15 protein-coding genes are annotated in these 15,089 nt (G+C 70.2%); 6 read left to right on the forward strand and 9 right to left on the reverse strand.

From position 1 onward, the window contains the following. Nucleotides 1-256: 256 nt before the first annotated feature. From ABD366_RS26735 to ABD366_RS26755, 5 genes are all read right to left on the reverse strand, one after another. Nucleotides 257-1,867, reverse strand: a complete 1,611-nt coding sequence (locus tag ABD366_RS26735; protein WP_324765782.1) for an ABC transporter ATP-binding protein — start codon at nt 1,865-1,867, stop codon at nt 257-259. Beyond that, nucleotides 1,864-2,853: an ABC transporter permease gene (locus ABD366_RS26740; RefSeq protein ID WP_324765781.1), complete on the reverse strand. Its 990-nt coding sequence runs from the start codon at nt 2,851-2,853 to the stop codon at nt 1,864-1,866. Before ABD366_RS26740 ends, ABD366_RS26735 begins: the two co-directional genes overlap by 4 nt. After that, nucleotides 2,850-3,845, reverse strand: coding sequence for an ABC transporter permease (locus ABD366_RS26745; protein WP_324765780.1), 996 nt, complete (start codon nt 3,843-3,845; stop codon nt 2,850-2,852). Before ABD366_RS26745 ends, ABD366_RS26740 begins: the two co-directional genes overlap by 4 nt. Before the next feature lie 2 nt (nt 3,846-3,847). Continuing rightward, entirely contained in the window at nt 3,848-5,566 is a 1,719-nt protein-coding gene (locus tag ABD366_RS26750) for an ABC transporter substrate-binding protein (RefSeq protein WP_324765779.1), read from the reverse strand. 204 nt (nt 5,567-5,770) lie between these two features. Further along, the gene (locus ABD366_RS26755) at nt 5,771-5,866 is read right to left on the reverse strand and encodes an Ms4533A family Cys-rich leader peptide (RefSeq protein WP_324765778.1); all 96 of its coding nucleotides are present in this window, start codon (nt 5,864-5,866) and stop codon (nt 5,771-5,773) included. Between the two features lie 273 nt (nt 5,867-6,139). Between ABD366_RS26755 and ABD366_RS26760 the strand changes: the two genes are divergently transcribed. Then, nucleotides 6,140-7,024: an aldo/keto reductase gene (locus ABD366_RS26760; RefSeq protein ID WP_324765777.1), complete on the forward strand. Its 885-nt coding sequence runs from the start codon at nt 6,140-6,142 to the stop codon at nt 7,022-7,024. A 1-nt stretch (nt 7,025) separates the two neighbouring features. Here ABD366_RS26760 and ABD366_RS26765 read toward each other — a convergent pair whose 3' ends face one another. Beyond that, the gene (locus ABD366_RS26765) at nt 7,026-7,316 is read right to left on the reverse strand and encodes an ANTAR domain-containing protein (protein ID WP_324765776.1); all 291 of its coding nucleotides are present in this window, start codon (nt 7,314-7,316) and stop codon (nt 7,026-7,028) included. A 257-nt stretch (nt 7,317-7,573) separates the two neighbouring features. Then, complete coding sequence (locus ABD366_RS26770; protein ID WP_324765775.1) at nt 7,574-8,176, reverse strand: GAF and ANTAR domain-containing protein; 603 nt, start codon at nt 8,174-8,176, stop codon at nt 7,574-7,576. A 181-nt stretch (nt 8,177-8,357) separates the two neighbouring features. On the opposite strand from ABD366_RS26770, the gene ABD366_RS26775 reads away from it, so the two are divergent. Then, the gene (locus tag ABD366_RS26775) at nt 8,358-8,804 is read left to right on the forward strand and encodes a hypothetical protein (RefSeq protein ID WP_324765774.1); all 447 of its coding nucleotides are present in this window, start codon (nt 8,358-8,360) and stop codon (nt 8,802-8,804) included. Here ABD366_RS26775 and ABD366_RS26780 read toward each other — a convergent pair. Beyond that, on the reverse strand, nt 8,796-9,308 hold the full coding sequence (locus ABD366_RS26780; protein ID WP_324765773.1) for a GNAT family N-acetyltransferase: 513 nt from the start codon (nt 9,306-9,308) through the stop codon (nt 8,796-8,798). The two genes, ABD366_RS26775 and ABD366_RS26780, sit on opposite strands and share 9 nt — an antisense overlap. A 70-nt stretch (nt 9,309-9,378) precedes the next feature. On the opposite strand from ABD366_RS26780, the gene ABD366_RS26785 reads away from it, so the two are divergent. After that, on the forward strand, nt 9,379-9,966 hold the full coding sequence (locus tag ABD366_RS26785; protein ID WP_324765772.1) for a TetR/AcrR family transcriptional regulator: 588 nt from the start codon (nt 9,379-9,381) through the stop codon (nt 9,964-9,966). Nucleotides 9,967-10,078: 112 nt separating this feature from the next. Here ABD366_RS26785 and ABD366_RS26790 read toward each other — a convergent pair whose 3' ends face one another. Next, nucleotides 10,079-12,352 (reverse strand): catalase, encoded by a 2,274-nt coding sequence (locus ABD366_RS26790; protein ID WP_324765771.1) that lies wholly within the window; start codon nt 12,350-12,352, stop codon nt 10,079-10,081. A 200-nt stretch (nt 12,353-12,552) separates the two neighbouring features. Here ABD366_RS26790 and ABD366_RS26795 point away from each other — a divergent pair, with 200 nt between their 5' ends. The 3 genes from ABD366_RS26795 to ABD366_RS26805 are packed head-to-tail and all read left to right on the forward strand — an operon-like array spanning nt 12,553 to nt 15,074. Further along, nucleotides 12,553-12,873, forward strand: coding sequence for an SDR family oxidoreductase (locus ABD366_RS26795; protein ID WP_324765770.1), 321 nt, complete (start codon nt 12,553-12,555; stop codon nt 12,871-12,873). A gap of 9 nt (nt 12,874-12,882) precedes the next feature. Then, nucleotides 12,883-14,010, forward strand: a complete 1,128-nt coding sequence (locus ABD366_RS26800; protein WP_411293592.1) for a glycosyltransferase — start codon at nt 12,883-12,885, stop codon at nt 14,008-14,010. After that, complete coding sequence (locus tag ABD366_RS26805; RefSeq protein ID WP_324765768.1) at nt 14,007-15,074, forward strand: glycosyltransferase; 1,068 nt, start codon at nt 14,007-14,009, stop codon at nt 15,072-15,074. Before ABD366_RS26800 ends, ABD366_RS26805 begins: the two co-directional genes overlap by 4 nt. Nucleotides 15,075-15,089 lie beyond the last annotated feature (15 nt).

Genomic DNA, 15,089 nt, shown 5'->3' on the forward strand with positions numbered 1-15,089 from the left:
GTCGTAAAGCGGCTTCGCAGGGCAGGGCAGGGCGGCTGCTCGAGTTGCCGGATCGGCGCCGAGCGGCCGTTGCGCTGCGCAAGCGTGGGTGAGGCCCGGGGCGGTGGGCGCCCGGCTGCCGGCCTGCCTCACGGCGGGTTTCCCCTCGGACCGACCTGGGTTGTCAGCGGTGCGGGCCCGGGCCTACCGCCGCGTTCTCCTTCGGCGGCGAAGAGGCGGCGAAGAGGCGGCGGGCAGGCCCGGGCGTCCGGTTGGATCAGAGAGCGGTGGTCAACTCGGCGCGGTCCGAGCGCCGTTGGGCCGCCAGCGCGGGGTCCAGTGCGGGGACGGCGGCGAGGAGCTGCTTGGTGTAGGGATCCCGGGGGTCCGCGTACACCGTCTCCACGTCGCCCTCCTCGACGATCCGGCCGCCGCGCATGACGGCGACGCGGTCGCTGACCTGTCGTACGACGGCGAGGTCGTGCGCGATGAAGACCAGGGCCAGGCCAAGGTCCCGCTGCAATTGGCCGAGAAGCGCGATCACTTGGGCCTGGGTCGTCACGTCGAGGGCGGAGACCGCCTCGTCGCAGACGATCAGGTCCGGGTCGCCGGCCAGGGCCCGCGCGATGCCGACCCGTTGGCGCTGCCCCCCGCTGAACTCGTGCGGGTACCGGTCGTAAAGGCCCGGGTCGAGACCGACGCGTTCGAGCAGATCACCGACGCGCGACCGGATGACGCTCTCGTCGCGCTCGCCGGACGCCCGGAGCGGGTCCGCGACCGACTCGCCGATCGAGCGACGCGGGTTGAGGGAGGACTGGGGGTCCTGGAAGACCATCTGCACCCGCGCCCGCCGGGAGAGGCTGCCGGACGTGGGGTCGAGGAGCCCGACGAGCATGCGCCCGAGCGTGGTCTTGCCGCTTCCGCTCTCGCCGACGATGCCGAGGGTCTCGCCCCGGCGCACAGCGACGGAGACGCCGTCGACGGCGGCGAGGGCGGTCGCGCCCTTGCCGAACACCCGCCTGACATCGATGGCTTCGACCAGCGGCTCCAATCCGTCGCCCCCGTCGTCGTCCCCGCCGTGGTCCACCGGCACCGGCGCCGCGGCTGCGGACCGGGCCGTGATGCGGGGCACCGCAGCGAGCAGCGCCTGGGTGTACGGCTCGCGCGGAGCCAGCAGCACTTCGCCGACCGGCCCCTTTTCCACGGCTCTTCCGGACTGCATGACGAGCACGTCCTCGACCGACTCCGCCGCGACCGCCACATCGTGGGTGACCAGGAGCAGACCCATGCCCGTCTCGCGCCGCAACTGGTGCAGCAGGTCCAGGATCTGGGCCTGCACCGTGACGTCCAGCGCGGTCGTGGGCTCGTCGGCGATGAGGAGCTGGGGCTCGCAGGCGAGAGCCATCGCGATCAGCGCCCGCTGCCGCATCCCGCCGGAGAACTCGTGCGGCCTCGACCGGGCCCGCCGCGCGGCGTCGGGGATCCGGACCCGGTCGAGGACCTCGACGGCCCGCGCCCGGGCCGCCCGCCGGGAGACCCGGTGGTGCACCCGGTAGACCTGGGCGATCTGGTCGCCGATCGCGTAGTACGGGTCGAGCGAGGAGAGCGGGTCCTGGAAGACCATCGCGGCCCGGCCGCCGCGCAGGGAGCGCAGCTCGGCGTCGTCCGCCGCGTTCACGTCGACTCCGGCGACCTCGACCGATCCGGTGACCTCGGCGCCCGTGCCCCGGTGCAGGCCGAGGAGTGCGTACGCCGACGCGCTCTTGCCGGAGCCGGACTCGCCGACGATGCCGAGCGCGCGGCCCGGCTCGAGGGAGAACGACAGGTCCCGCACCGCCCGCACGTCGCCGAACGAGACGGAGAGACCGGAGACTTCGACCAGGCTCACGCGAGCACCACCCGTCGGTCGGCCATCGCGTGCAGTACGTCCGCGACGGTGTTGGCGAGGACGACGAAGAATCCGGTGGTGAGCACCAGACCTACGACGACCGGAAGGTCCACGTTCTTGACGGCGTCGACGAGTTCCCGGCCCACTCCGGGGATCCCGAAGAGGGACTCGGTCAGGACGGCGCCGCCGAACATCGAACCGACGTCCAGTGCGGCGAGTGCGATCACCGGCGCCAGCGCGCCGCGCAGGGCGTGCCGGCCGACCAGCGTCCCCTCGCCGACCCCGTACGCCCGGAAGGTACGTACGTGGTCCTCGGCGAGGGTCTCCAGCATCGACGCCCGGGTCATCCGGGCGTACGGGGCCGCGGAGATCAGCGCCAGCGAGATCCAGGGCAGCAGCAGGTTCCAGGCCCACTGCTCGGGGTCGTCGGTGAAGGGCACGTAGTCCGGGAACGGCAGTACCTGGAGCGCCGTCACCAGCAGGATGATGAGCAGCAGGCCGATGACGAAGACCGGGGTGGCCATGCCGGCGAGCGTGATCCAGGTCAGGACGCGCTCGGTGAGGCGACCGCGCCGCCACACCGACAGCAGCCCGGTGCCGACACCGAGCACGATCCACAGCACGAAGGCGCCGACGACGAGCGAGGCGGTCGCCGGAAGCTTGGCCAGGATCAGGCCGGTGACCTGCTGGTCGCTCTGGTACGACAGCCCGAGGCAGGGGGCCTGGCAGTGCATCACTCCGGTACCGGTCGAGTAGTCGCGACCGGCGAAGAGGGCCTCGACGAAGTGCGCGTACTGCACGTACAGCGGGTCGCCCAGGTGCAGTTGTTCGCTGACCTGCGCGACCTGCGCGGGGGAGCAGCGCGGGCCGCACGCGATCTGCGCGACGTTGCCGGGAGCGACGTAGAAGGCGGCGTAGACGACGATGCTGAGCGCGACCAGGACGAACAGTGCTCCTGCGGTCCGCCGGATCAGGAACCCCCTCATACGTCGGCTCCCTTCTTGCGGCCGGTGCCGATCCGCAGCCGGGACTCGGCGCGCGGATCGAGCGCGGTGCGCACGCCTTCGCCGAGGACGGTCAGCGCCAGCACGGTGACGAACAGCAGCAGGGCGGGGATCAACAGATAGGTCGGAGCCGCCTGGTACCAGGTGTCCGCGTCGCTGAGCATCTGTCCCCAGGACGGTGTGGGCGGTTTGATGCCGACGCCGAGGAAGGACAAGGCCGCCTCGACGACGATGTTGGCGGGAAAGAGCAGCACGGCGTACGTGATGACGGGTGCGGCGAGGGCCGGCAGCAGTTCGCGCCGGGCGACCTGCCAGGCGTTCCAGCCGCTGAGCCGGGCGGCGGCGACGTGGTCGAGCGATTTGAGCGCGAGGGTCTGGGCCCGCACGATCTTCGAGGTACCGGCCCAGCCCACCAGGCCGATGACGACGGCGATCAGGACCGGGCGCGGGAAATCGGCCGGGACGACGGCCAGGGCGCCGAGCGCGATGACCATCACGGGCAGGGCGACCATGACGTCGGTGACCCGGCTCAGCGCCTGGTCGACGAAGCGGTTGCCGAGCCCGGCCGCGAGCCCGATGCCGACGCCGATGACCACTTGGAAGAGGGTGGCGGTGAGTGCGACGCCGAGGGAGACGCGTGCTCCGTAGGCGACGCGGGCGAACAGGTCGCGTCCGGTGAGGGGTTCGACACCGAGCCAGTGGTCGGCGCTGATCCCGCCGAACGAGCCGATCGGTACGCCTCCGGTGGCCGAGTCGACGAGCGTCGGATGGTACGTCGTGGGGTTCTGCCCCTCCAGGGCGGTGAGCAGCGGTGCGGCGAGCGCGACGAAGATCAGGAGGGCGACGGCCGCGCCCGCGACGAGGGCCGCGCGGCGGGTCCGCAGCCGCCGCCAGAAGGAACGCCCCCCGGGGGCGGGGTCCGCGATCACGGGCCCCGCCCCCTCGGTCTTCTCGACGAAGAGTGTGTCGGCCATGGCTACTTGACCGCGACCTGGGAGACGTCGAGGACACCGGTCCAGTCGCTGATCACGATGTTCTTGACGGACTTGCCGTACAGCCGCTTGTAGACCGGGTGGAACAGCGGCACCGTCAGGGCCTGCTCGCCGACCTTCTTGTCGAGCGCGCCCCAGCGCTTCGCGGCGGCGCCCAGGTCGGTCAGCTTGTTGATCTCGTCGATCTCCTTGTTGACCGACGCGTCGTTCAGCTGGGCCGAGTTGAAGTTGTACCCGGCCTTGACGATCTGGCGGCCGTCGAAGATCGGGGCGAAGAACGGGCCGCCGGAGGGCCAGTCGGCGCCCCAGCCGCCGAGGAAGAAGCCCGGCTCGCTCTTCACGTTGTAGACGGTGTCGGAGTAGTCGTTGTCCTCCAGGCCGCGCAGCTTGACGGTGATGCCCGCCTTCTTCAGAGCTTCCTGGATCGCCGTGGCGATCTCCGGGCTCGTGGCGAAGTTCTTCTCATTGTCGTGCGTGAGGGTGACGGTCAGGCCCTTCGCGTAACCGGCCTCCTCCAGCAACTCCTTGGCCTTGGAGGCGTTGCCCGTCCTCCCGGCCGGGAAGTGGTCGTAGGGCGTGTGGCCGAAGGACTTCTGGTCGGGCAGGAAGGTGGTCGCGGGCTCGGCGAGCGAGGAGCCGCCCGCCGCGTTGACCACGGAGGAGCGGTCGATCGCGTAGGAGATCGCCTGGCGCACCTTCGGGTTGTCGAACGGCTTCACCTTCGGGTTGAAAGCGATGTAGTTGGTGTAGCCGAAGTGACCGGTGCCGACCCGGGCGGCGAGGTCCTTGTCGCCGGTGACCTTGGCGAGTTCGGCCGGGCCGAGGTTGGTGTCGGTGGTGACGGCGGCGGCGTCGGTGCCCCGGGAGGCGGAAAGCCGCTGGTTGATGACGGCGGATGCGAGACCGGAGCGGACGACGATGCGGTCGGGGTAGGCCTTGCGCTCCTCGTCGGTCGCGGCCGACCAGTGCGTGTTGCGCTCAAGCACGAGACGCTCGCCGTCACCCTCGTTCTTCACGACCCTGTACGGGCCGGAGGAGAGTGGGTGCTGCTCGTACTTGGTGCCCTCGTCCTTGGCCTTCGGCACCGGGGTCGTCTGCGTCTGGGTGGCGAGGTAGGGGAACTCGCCCTCGGGCTTGTCGAGATGGAAGACGATGGTCTTCTCGTCGGGCGTCTCGATCGAGTCGAGACCCTTCTTGTCCTTGTACGGGCCCTGGTAGTCGGCCCCGCCGATCAGCCAGTCCCGCAGATAGGGCGCGCCGCCGGACAGTTCGGCGGCGAAGGACCGCTCGATGCCGTACTTGATGTCGGCACTCGTGATCCTGCTGCCGTCCTCGTACTTCAGGCCGTCCTTGAGCGTGTACGTCCACACGGTGGCGTTCTTGCTCGGTGTGCCCAGGTCGGTGGCCAGGTCGGGGACGACCTTCGCACCGGCGGCGCCGTCCTCGCGGTTGCGCGTGGTGAGCGTGCGGAAGACGAGGGAGGGGATGTTCCCGCCGCCGGAGGTGTAGAGCCGGGCGGGGTCGAAATCTTCCTGCGGGGCGCTGTTCAGGACAGTGAGTGTGCCGCCCTTGTGCGGCGTGCCCGAGGCGCCGGGGGAGTCGCCCTTGCTCTCCTGGGGACCGCAGGCCGCGGCCCCCGCACCCACGACGAGTACGGCTGCGGCCGCGGTCAGGCGGCGCGATATGAAGGGCGGTTGACGCATCGGAAGATGACCTCTCGGAGTACTGCCTGAACGGGGAGAAGAACCGCGCAGGCGGCACCGAGGAGTCGGGTGGCGAAGAAGGCGACCGGATTGCCGGGGACTGTCGCGCCTGCGGGGGAGCGGATGCAGGTGCGCGGTCGGGAACAGCCTCACCCGGGCCGGTTCAGGCCTCGGTCGGAAGTGCGACGCGCACGCTGGCAGGCGTCAGCAACAGTGGATGTCGGAGACGCTGTGCCCGGTCACACCGATGAGCGCCAGCCGGATGGCGGCGCTCGCGGAGGTGAAGGGGCTGCGTGACATGGACAGGAATATGGATCACTGATCGGGGAAATGTCAACGCGACATGAGACGAAACGTCTCAGAATGTGGATGAACGGTCCTGTCGGCGGGCGGTGCGCACCCATGGGTGCGACCATCGGATCGACCAACGAGGGCTGCGCGCAGGGGGGTTGGGCCGGGCATCCACGGCTGGAAGTGGCCGTGGAAGTTTGAACCACCCCGCTGCTGGTTACGTCGCCCTGCGTCGACGTATCTCCCGTACCACCAGTAACGATGAGACGAGGAAGCCCCCGCATGCACACACGATTCATCGGCAACGACACCGTAGGACGGCACGAGGTCGGGGCCATCGGCCTGGGACTGATGACGTTCGACCAGACCGGGGACCAGCCGCGCAGGCAACTGCTCGACACGGTGAGCGCCGCGCTGGAGGCAGGCGTCACCCTCTTCGACACCGCCGACGCCTACGGGCCGGGTGACGAGAAGGGTGCGGGCGCGCAGGGCGAGAACGAGCGCCTGATCGCCGGACTGCTCGACGAACTCGGCGCACGCGAACGGGTGTTGCTCGCCACCAAGGGCGGTCATGTCCGTACGGAGGGCGGTGGCTGGGACACCGACAGTTCCGCCCCGCATCTGCGCAAGTCCGTCGACGACTCGCTGCGCCGCCTCGGAGTCGAACAGATCGCCCTGTGGCAGCACCACCGGCCCGACCCGGCCGTCCCGTACGAGGACGTCCTGCTCACCCTCAAGGAGATCCACGACAGCGGCAAGGTCGCCATGGTAGGCCTGTCCAACGCGAACCCGGAGCAGATCCGGCAGGCCCACGCGGTGCTCGGACCCGCGCTGGTCAGCGTGCAGAACCAGTTCTCACCGGCGTTCCGCAGCAGCCGCCCGGAGATCGACGTCTGCGCCGAACTGGGCCTCGCGTTCCTGCCCTGGAGTCCGCTCGGCGGTCTCGACCGCGCCAAGGGTCTCGCCGCACAGCACCCCGCCTTCCAGGAGGTCGCCTCGGAGCTCGGCGTCAGCCCGCAGCAGACGACGCTGGCCTGGGAACTCGCCCAGTCCCCGGTGGTGATCCCCATCCCCGGTGCGAAACGTCCCTCCTCCGTCACCGACTCCGCCGCCGCGGCCGACCTGACGCTCAGCGCGGAGCAGCTCGCCCGGCTCGACGCGGCCTGACTCAAGCGCTGAGGCTGTGGTGGTGCGCGACCTGGTGGGCGAGGACCGCCAGGGGCAGGTTCGTCCTGCGGCAGTGTTCGTGCAGGAGGAGCAGGGCCTGGTCGGGAGTGCAAGCGAAGCGGGTGGCGAGGATGCCTTTGACCTGCTCGGTCAGCACAGCCGAATGCACCGACTGCTCCACCTTCGTGACGGTGTTGTCGGGGGCGCACAGTGCGATGGAGGGTGCGCCCGCGCGCATGTCCTGGGCGAACACCCGCATCGAGATCGCCTGGAGCCGCATTTCGACAGCCATGGCGCGCTTGCGCGCCGCCCACTGCCGCAGGGTGGCAGTCCTGCAGGACTGCTCCGTACTCGCCAGGGGGCGCTGATCCCACCAAGGGGGCCTATTCGGAACGGCCCCAGGCGGCGGCGCCACGGCACTCTCCCTTCCGCTGCAAGAACAGATTGAGACAAGGGTCCCGCATTTTGGCGGGCAGAGGAACACCCGCTCACCACGGACAGAGCTTGGCGGGTCAGGGGCGTGACAGCTTCGGGGCGCTGCACCATTGGTCACTCCGGTTCGCCCGTCAGCCGCAGGTCGGAGTCGACTATCCGCCGGGCGATGTCGGCCGTGGTCGTGCCTTCGCGGAAGGCTCGCGCCTTGATGAGAGCCAGGGCGTCCGTGGTGGTCACCTCGCCCTGCGCGAGGATCATGCCGGTGGCCTGATGGACCACGTCCTGGACGTCGATGTCCCCGTAGAGCAGCGGGTCACCGTCCGGCCCGAGCAGGACGTCCGCGGCGAGGGCCGTGGCGATGCGTCTGAAATCCGCCTTCAGGGGCAGGCGGGCCTCGTCGAACACGGCCATCACCCCGAACTGATCCCCCTCGCAGGTGAGCGGCACGGCCGCGGCGGCCCGCAGTCCGAGATCCAGGACGCCGCGGCCGTAGTGCGGCCAGCGGTCCATCAGACCGGAGCCGGTGGCAGCCACCGCACGGCCGCTCCGCGCCACGTCGCACATGGGGCCTTCCCCGAGTACGTACTCCAGATCCTGCGCCCTGCCGGCCCGGGCGTCGGAAGACGCGACCGCCAGCTGCCGCCGGTTCTTGTCCATGAGAACCAGCGCTCCGCCGCCGCGGCGGCTCGTCCCCGTGCGGCGGCTGCGCGCCGCCACGCGTTGTCGGCGTCACGGTCGGTCACTTCCCACGAGCTACTCCCGGCGCCGAAGGGGAGGAACCCTGTCCGGAAAGGAAGGCACGGGCGACGGTCCGGGTGGCCCGGCGCGGGGGTGAGGGGCTCGGCGTGCCATGTCTAGGATCTGTCTTCGTAGACCAGGAGCGTGGAGGGGTGCATTCATGGGACAGGCGACTTACGTCCGCTTCGAGGGGACAGTGCGGCATGCTCGGGGCCACTTCCCCGGGATCTTCGTGATGGCCAATGAACTGGCTGCCGACGGTACGTTGAGCGACGAGCAGTACCGGTTCTGGCGGAGCGGCAACGACTGGTACGACGCCAACTACACCAATCCCACCACCGTCGATCCGAAGGTCTACGATCCCGCTGTGCATCCGGGTGCGGTGGCCTGGTTCAAGGCTTCCGCCCACCATCTCATCGAGCGCGTGGACGGGTATCGGGCGCTCCTCGCCGCGCACGGCGTCGAATGCCGGCGGCTGGAGTCCTCGGACCCGGGCGTGATCGTCTACGAGGACGAGAACCAGATCGTGGTCGTACCGGCAGAGGTCGCGGGCGCCGATGGGGGGAGCCCCTCGGACGATGATGCGAAGCGTTCGTCGTCACGGTGAGAGATCGAGGGACCAGGTCTGACTCACGAGGTCGTGCCCGAAGTCGTGCCCGGACTCCTCTCCGGTGAGCGTGAACCCGAAGCGCTGGTAGATCCGCCGCGCAGACGTCAGGTTGGCGGTGGTCCACAGGGTGACTCGCGCGTAGCCGGCCTCGCGGGCGAAGGCCAAGGACTCCTGTACGAGGCCGGTCCCCAGGCCGAGGCCGCGTGCCGCCGACGTGACAACGAGGACGCGCAGCTTGGCCGTTCCCGGCTCGTCGCCCGCGACGAGCATGACGCAGCCCGCACGCTCGCCGTCCACCTCGCCGATCCAGGCCGCTTCCGCGTCGGGGGAGTGCTTGGCGGCGAACTCGGCGACGATTCCGGCGACCAGCGCCTCGAAGTCGGTGCTCCAGCCGAACTGCTCGGCGTACAACTCGCCGTGGGCCATGACCATCCAGCCCAGATCGCCCGGTCGGTCGGCGCGGCGGATCACGCTCCGTCGTCGGCCGTCATCGTCCGCCATCACTCACTCCACATCATGCGTGCACCATCTGTTACTGACACGACTGTGTCAGTGGCTTTAGGCTAGTTCCATGCCGCCGCACACCGCAAACCCGTCCGCCCGACAGACCGAACTGCTCGAAGCCGCCTACCGCTACGCCCTGGCCCACGGCCTCGCGGATCTGTCGCTGCGCCCGCTGGCCGAGGCGATCGGCTCCAGCACCCGGGTCCTGATGTTTCTCTTCGGGAACAAGGACGGACTGGTACGCGCCCTCCTGGAGCGGGCTCGCGTGGACGAGCTCGCGGTCCTGGTCCAGCTGCGCCAGGAGGACAACCCCGTCGGCCTGGCCACCGCGGCCGAGCGCGTCTGGACCTGGATCGCCGCCGACGAACACCGGCCACTGCTGCGCCTGTGGGCCGAGGCGTACACCCGCTCCCTCGTCGAGCCCGAAGGACCCTGGGCCGGCTTTGCCGGAGCGACGGTGGAGGACTGGCTGAACGTCCTGGCCGCGTGCCAGCCCGAGCCGCACCGGGACACCGAAGCCGCTTCGGTCCGTCGCACCGCTGCGCTGGCCGTTCTGCGCGGCGCCCTGCTCGACCTCCTCGCCACCGACGACGAACCTCGGGTGACCGCCGCCGTCCACTACCAGCTCGAGCTCCTGCGCTCCGACGAGAACTGACGCCGGACAACGCCCTGGACAGTCCGGGCGCAGCCCAGAAGAGTCGGGCTGTCACAGCAGAGCGCGCCCCGGGCCGGGGCGTTCTTCCCCGCCCGGGGCGCGCGGCGGTCCGTCAGCCGTTCAACCGGGCGGGGAAGCGTTCCCAGACGCGGTGCGCGCCGAGCAGTTCCTTCATCTCATCGAGGACTGCGGCGCCGCTGTCTGCGACCACGACACCGGGGGCGCCGGCCGGCAGCCCGGCGGCGTCGAGGACCTGGTCGGCTCCCGCCCAGCCGCCGATGGCCTTGCCGTGGCGGAACGCCTCGTCCAGCAGCAGTCGCAGCCGCGGGTCGAGCGTGGAGGCCGAGGTCTTCGCCTTGGCGTCGCGCGCGGGCAGGGCGTCGGTGCCGGCGGCGGGGACACCCACCACCAGCAGGGCGTCGAACTCGATGGAGCGGGCCGTGGCGAACGTGCGCTGCACGGTGATCGGTTCGCCGCCCGCTTCCAGCTTTCCGCCGGCCGGGGCGATGACCAGCGGCACCATGCCTGCGTCGAGCAGGTGCCGGCGGACCGTGCGTACCCCGTCGGCGTCCGCGGAGCCGTCGGTCACGATCCCGATGATGCGTCCGTCCAGCGGCCAGATGCGGCCGAGCTGGGAGAGAGCCGGGCTGGGCTGTTCGTCCCGCAGCGGCTCGGTCGGCTCCGGGGCGGGCAGTCCGAGCGCGGCGGCGACCTGCGCGCACAGCTCCGTGTCGATGTTGGCCAGGGACTGCAGACCGCGTTCCTTGATGGCCTGCTCGTAGCACTTGCCGAGTTCGAAGGAGTAAGCATGGACGATGTGCTCGCGTTCGGGCGGGCTCATGCTCAGCCAGAACAGGCGGGCCTGGCTGAAGTGGTCGTCGTAGGACGCGGGTGCCTCGCGGACCTTGCGGGAGGCGGGCAGTTCGACGGGCACCTCGATGTCCGCCCCGGTGTCGGCGCCCGCCATGAACGGGCAGCCCGCGTCGAGCGAGTTGGGGTGGTAGGGCGCGACGCCGCGGTGCACGGCCGTCTGGTGCATACCGTCCCGCAGCATGTCGTTGACGGGCGCGTGCGGGCGGTTGATGGGCAGCTGGCCGAAGTTGGGCCCGCCGAGCCGGCTGATCTGGGTGTCGAGGTAGGAGAAGAGCCGCCCCTGGAACAGCGGGTCGTCGGTGACGTCGATGCCGGGCACGAGGTGGCCGAGGTGGAAGGCGACCTGCTCGGTCTCGGCGAAGTAGTTCGAGGGGTTGCGGTCGAGGGTGAGCAGCCCGATGGGCTGCACCGGGGCCAGTTCCTCCGGCACGATCTTCGTCGAGTCGAGCAGGTCGATGCCCTCGAAGGTCTGCTCGGGAGTGTCGGGGAACGTCTGGATGCCCAGTTCCCACTCGGGGTAGGCGCCCGCCTCGATGGCGTCGGCGAGGTCGCGGCGGTGGAAGTCGGGGTCCACGCCGCCCGCGATCTGCGCCTCCTCCCAGACGAGGGAGTGCACGCCGAGTTTCGGTTTCCAGTGGAACTTCACGAGGGTGGTCTCGCCGGCCGCGTTCTCCAGACGGAACGTGTGGACGCCGAAGCCCTCCATCATCCGGTAGGAGCGGGGGATGCCACGGTCGGACATGTTCCACAACGTGTGATGCGTGGCTTCCGTGTGCAGGGTGACGAAGTCCCAGAACGTGTCGTGGGCGCTCTGCGCCTGCGGGATCTCCCGGTCCGGATGCGGCTTGCCCGCGTGGATGATGTCCGGGAACTTGATGGCGTCCTGGATGAAGAACACCGGAATGTTGTTGCCCACGAGGTCGAAGGTGCCCTCGGCGGTGTAGAACTTCGTCGCGAAGCCGCGGGTGTCACGGACCGTGTCCGCCGAACCGCGCGAACCGAGGACGGTGGAGAACCGGACGAAGACATCGGTCTCGACGCCCTTCCCGAGGAAGGCCGCCTTCGTGACACCCGCCGCCCGGCCGTAGCCCTTGAACACGCCGTGGGCGGCGGCGCCCCGCGCATGGACGACGCGCTCCGGGATCCGTTCGTGGTCGAAGTGGGTGATCTTCTCCCGCAGATGGTGGTCCTGGAGGAGGACCGGGCCGCGGGGGCCGGCCTTGAGCGAGTGGTCCGTGTCGTAGAGGCGGTCGCCCTGCGCGGTGGTGAGGCGCTCGCCCTGCTGCGCGGCGGCCGCCCGGCCGTCACGCGAGCGGGCGCCGGTGGGGCTCACGGGCCTGGGACCGCTCTGGTCGGCCTTGGGCGGCAGGGGCTCGCGCACCTCGGTGGGCTCGGCGAACGTCGGTGACTCGGGGCCGGGCTTCCCGGGGACTCCGTCCTCGGGCGTCTGTCCGCCCGTGACCGCTTCCTTCAGCTTCTCCGCCGCTGCCTTCACGGGGTGGTCGTCATCCATCTGCATCTCCTCCGGTGCGCTGTGCCGTTGCGGTCCGTACGAGCAGCCCGCACACAACGAGGGAGTCGGGGTACCCGGATGTGACCGTTCCGTGCCGACCACTTCAGCCAAACCCGTACAAGCCGGGTGGCGCAGTTGCGTCCGTTCCTGAAGCGGCGAGTTGTCTCGGATCTGATCGAGGGGACACGCGGTCACGGATAGTGGTGATTCGGGGATCGGCCGGGCGGGATCTGTGCGACGCCTCGTTCTGCAAGGAGACGGTCGACGCCACGGTGCGTGAGCTGGACGGTGCTGAACCTGCCGGCCAGCGGTTTCCCGACCACTACATGGAAGATCTCGTTTCGTCCTCCGATCCCATGGGCCGTGCCGCGCAACCCGAGGAAGTGGCGCCTGCTTTCGTTCATCTGGCCTCCGACGCGGACTCCAGTCACACCGTCGGCGAGGTCATCGCTGTCACCGGCGGCATGACAGACAGCCGCCGACCCCGCCTGCTCTCGACATGCGCGGTGAGGTGGCGCTGAGCAGACTGGATGGCGAGTGCCCAGCCCCCGCACCCAGGAGTAGACGTGGCCGAACCCTCGTCATCCGCGTCATCACCCAGACAGATCCGGGTCGCCTCGGTACCCGCAGGACATGTGTACGTGCAGCACTGCTCGGCATCGGAGCCGGACGGCGTCAGGCGTCTGAAAGACCCCCGGCCCAACGGCGCGCCCAGCACTTCCCAGCGCTGGTGGCCCCCGGTGATGCTCGAGCCGGAGTGGATCGCCGCCCACCATCGCGACTTCGACGTCTTCCACCTGCACTTCGGTTTCGACGCCCAGAGCCCCGCCCAGCTGGCGGCTCTCGTGAAGACGCTGCGACGTCACGGCAAACCACTCGTCTACACGGTCCACGACTTGCGCAACCCGCACCAGAGGGACCCCTCGGCTCACGACGCCGCCCTGGACGTCGTCGTTCCGGCCGCCGACGGGCTCATCACCCTCACTCCCGGCGCGGCACGCACCATCAGCGACCGGTGGGGTCGCACGGCGACCGTCCTGCCCCATCCCCACGTGATCGAACTCCCGCGCATAGCCCGACCGCGGCCTGAACGCGCCCATTTCCGGGTGGGCGTACACGCCAAGAGCGTGCGGCCCAACATGTCCGTGTCACCGGTCGTCCGGGTGCTGGCCGAAACGGTGGCAGGCCTTCCGGAGGCGGAGCTCCAGGTGAACATCCATCGCGACGTGACCGACCCCGCGTCCGCGAATCACGCCCCTCAACTGGTGCGGGAACTGCGTGAACTCGCCGACCAGGATGGCGTCACCCTCGTCGTGCACGACTACTTCGACGACGAACAGCTCTGGGACTACCTCACCTCACTGGACCTGTCGGTACTGCCCTACGTCTTCGGTACGCACTCCGGCTGGCTGGAGGCATGTCACGACCTGGGCACCGCCGTCGCGGCCCCGGACTGCGGCTTCTACGCACAGCAGCGCCCCTGCCACACCTACGGGCATACCCAGGACGGCGGCCTCGACGGGGAGTCCCTGCACAAAGCGGTGCTCGCAGCTTTCGAGGAGGGCCGGGCCCCGCGGGCCACGCCGCGACACCGAACGCGAGAACGGTCCCACATCGCGGCGGCGCACCGCGCGCTCTACACAGAGGTACTCCAGTGAGCTCCCTGCGGGTGGCCCTCATCGCGTCCGCACGCCACCCGATCACCGAGCCGTTCGCCGGGGGGCTCGAAGCGCACACCTGGGGACTCGCCCATGCGCTGATCACACGTGGACACGAGGTGGAACTGTTCGCGGCGCCCGGTTCCGACCCGGCTCTGAGAGCCAGGGAACTGCCCGTGCGCACCGTCGCGTTGAGTCCCGCGGCCTGCTCGGACGCCAGCATGCCCAGTGCCACCTGGATGCGTGAACACCACGCATACCTGAGTCTGATGCTCGACCTGGCGCGGGACGGCGCGGACCGGTTCGACATCGTGCACAACAACAGCCTGCACTACCTGCCCATCGCGATGGCGTCCGCCCTGCGTGTCCCGGTGATCACCACGCTGCACACACCCCCGACGCCCTGGCTGGAGTCCGCCATCCAGACGCACGACCGCTGTCCGGTGGTGTTCACCGCCGTCAGCCGCTACACCGCGTCCGCCTGGCACCCTGTGGTCCCCGCGGCGCGCGTGGTGCGCAACGGGATCGACACCGGTGTCTGGCAAGCCGGGCCGGGCGGCAGCGATCTGGCGTGGTCGGGACGGCTGGTGCCGGAGAAGGGCCCCCACCTGGCGATCCGGGCCGCGCGGGCAGCCGGTGTGCCGCTGCACCTGGCGGGGCCGATCTCGGACGCGCAGTTCTTCGAGGAGCAGGTCGCGCCCCTGCTCGGCGACGGTGTGGACTATGTCGGACACCTTGACCGGCATGAGCTCGCGCACCTGCTGGGGACGTCGGCGGCGGCCCTGGTCACGCCCGGCTGGGCCGAACCGTACGGTCTGGTCGTGGCCGAGGCCCTGGCCTGTGGCACTCCCGTCTGCGGCTTCGACCGCGGGGCCCTGGCGGAGATCCTCACCCCGGACTGCGGCCGACTCGCGCCGCCGGGAGACGTCGACGCCCTGGCCGCCCTCATCCCGCAGGTCATGCAACTCGACCGGCACGCCGCCAGGCGCCGGGCCGAGCGGTTCTGCTCGCTCGAGCGCACGGCCGACGCCTACACCGCTCTGTACGACGAGGTGGCGCGGTGATCGGCTACTACGTCC

Origin of the sequence: Streptomyces kunmingensis, from assembly GCF_039533535.1 — a bacterium.
GTDB classification, from domain to species: Bacteria; Actinomycetota; Actinomycetes; order Streptomycetales; family Streptomycetaceae; genus Streptomyces; species Streptomyces kunmingensis.

Excerpts from the sequence above, each read along its gene's own strand:
- ABD366_RS26740 (WP_324765781.1), bottom strand. The coding sequence starts at position 2,853 with ATGAGGGGGTTCCTGATCCGGCGGACCGCAGGAGCACTGTTCGTCCTG.
- ABD366_RS26745 (WP_324765780.1), bottom strand. The coding sequence starts at position 3,845 with ATGGCCGACACACTCTTCGTCGAGAAGACCGAGGGGGCGGGGCCCGTG.
- ABD366_RS26750 (WP_324765779.1), bottom strand. The coding sequence starts at position 5,566 with ATGCGTCAACCGCCCTTCATATCGCGCCGCCTGACCGCGGCCGCAGCC.
- ABD366_RS26755 (WP_324765778.1), bottom strand. The coding sequence starts at position 5,866 with ATGTCACGCAGCCCCTTCACCTCCGCGAGCGCCGCCATCCGGCTGGCG.
- ABD366_RS26760 (WP_324765777.1), top strand. The coding sequence starts at position 6,140 with ATGCACACACGATTCATCGGCAACGACACCGTAGGACGGCACGAGGTC.
- ABD366_RS26765 (WP_324765776.1), bottom strand. The coding sequence starts at position 7,316 with ATGGCTGTCGAAATGCGGCTCCAGGCGATCTCGATGCGGGTGTTCGCC.
- ABD366_RS26775 (WP_324765774.1), top strand. The coding sequence starts at position 8,358 with ATGGGACAGGCGACTTACGTCCGCTTCGAGGGGACAGTGCGGCATGCT.
- ABD366_RS26780 (WP_324765773.1), bottom strand. The coding sequence starts at position 9,308 with ATGGCGGACGATGACGGCCGACGACGGAGCGTGATCCGCCGCGCCGAC.
- ABD366_RS26785 (WP_324765772.1), top strand. The coding sequence starts at position 9,379 with ATGCCGCCGCACACCGCAAACCCGTCCGCCCGACAGACCGAACTGCTC.
- ABD366_RS26790 (WP_324765771.1), bottom strand. The coding sequence starts at position 12,352 with ATGGATGACGACCACCCCGTGAAGGCAGCGGCGGAGAAGCTGAAGGAA.
- ABD366_RS26800 (WP_411293592.1), top strand. The coding sequence starts at position 12,883 with ATGGCGAGTGCCCAGCCCCCGCACCCAGGAGTAGACGTGGCCGAACCC.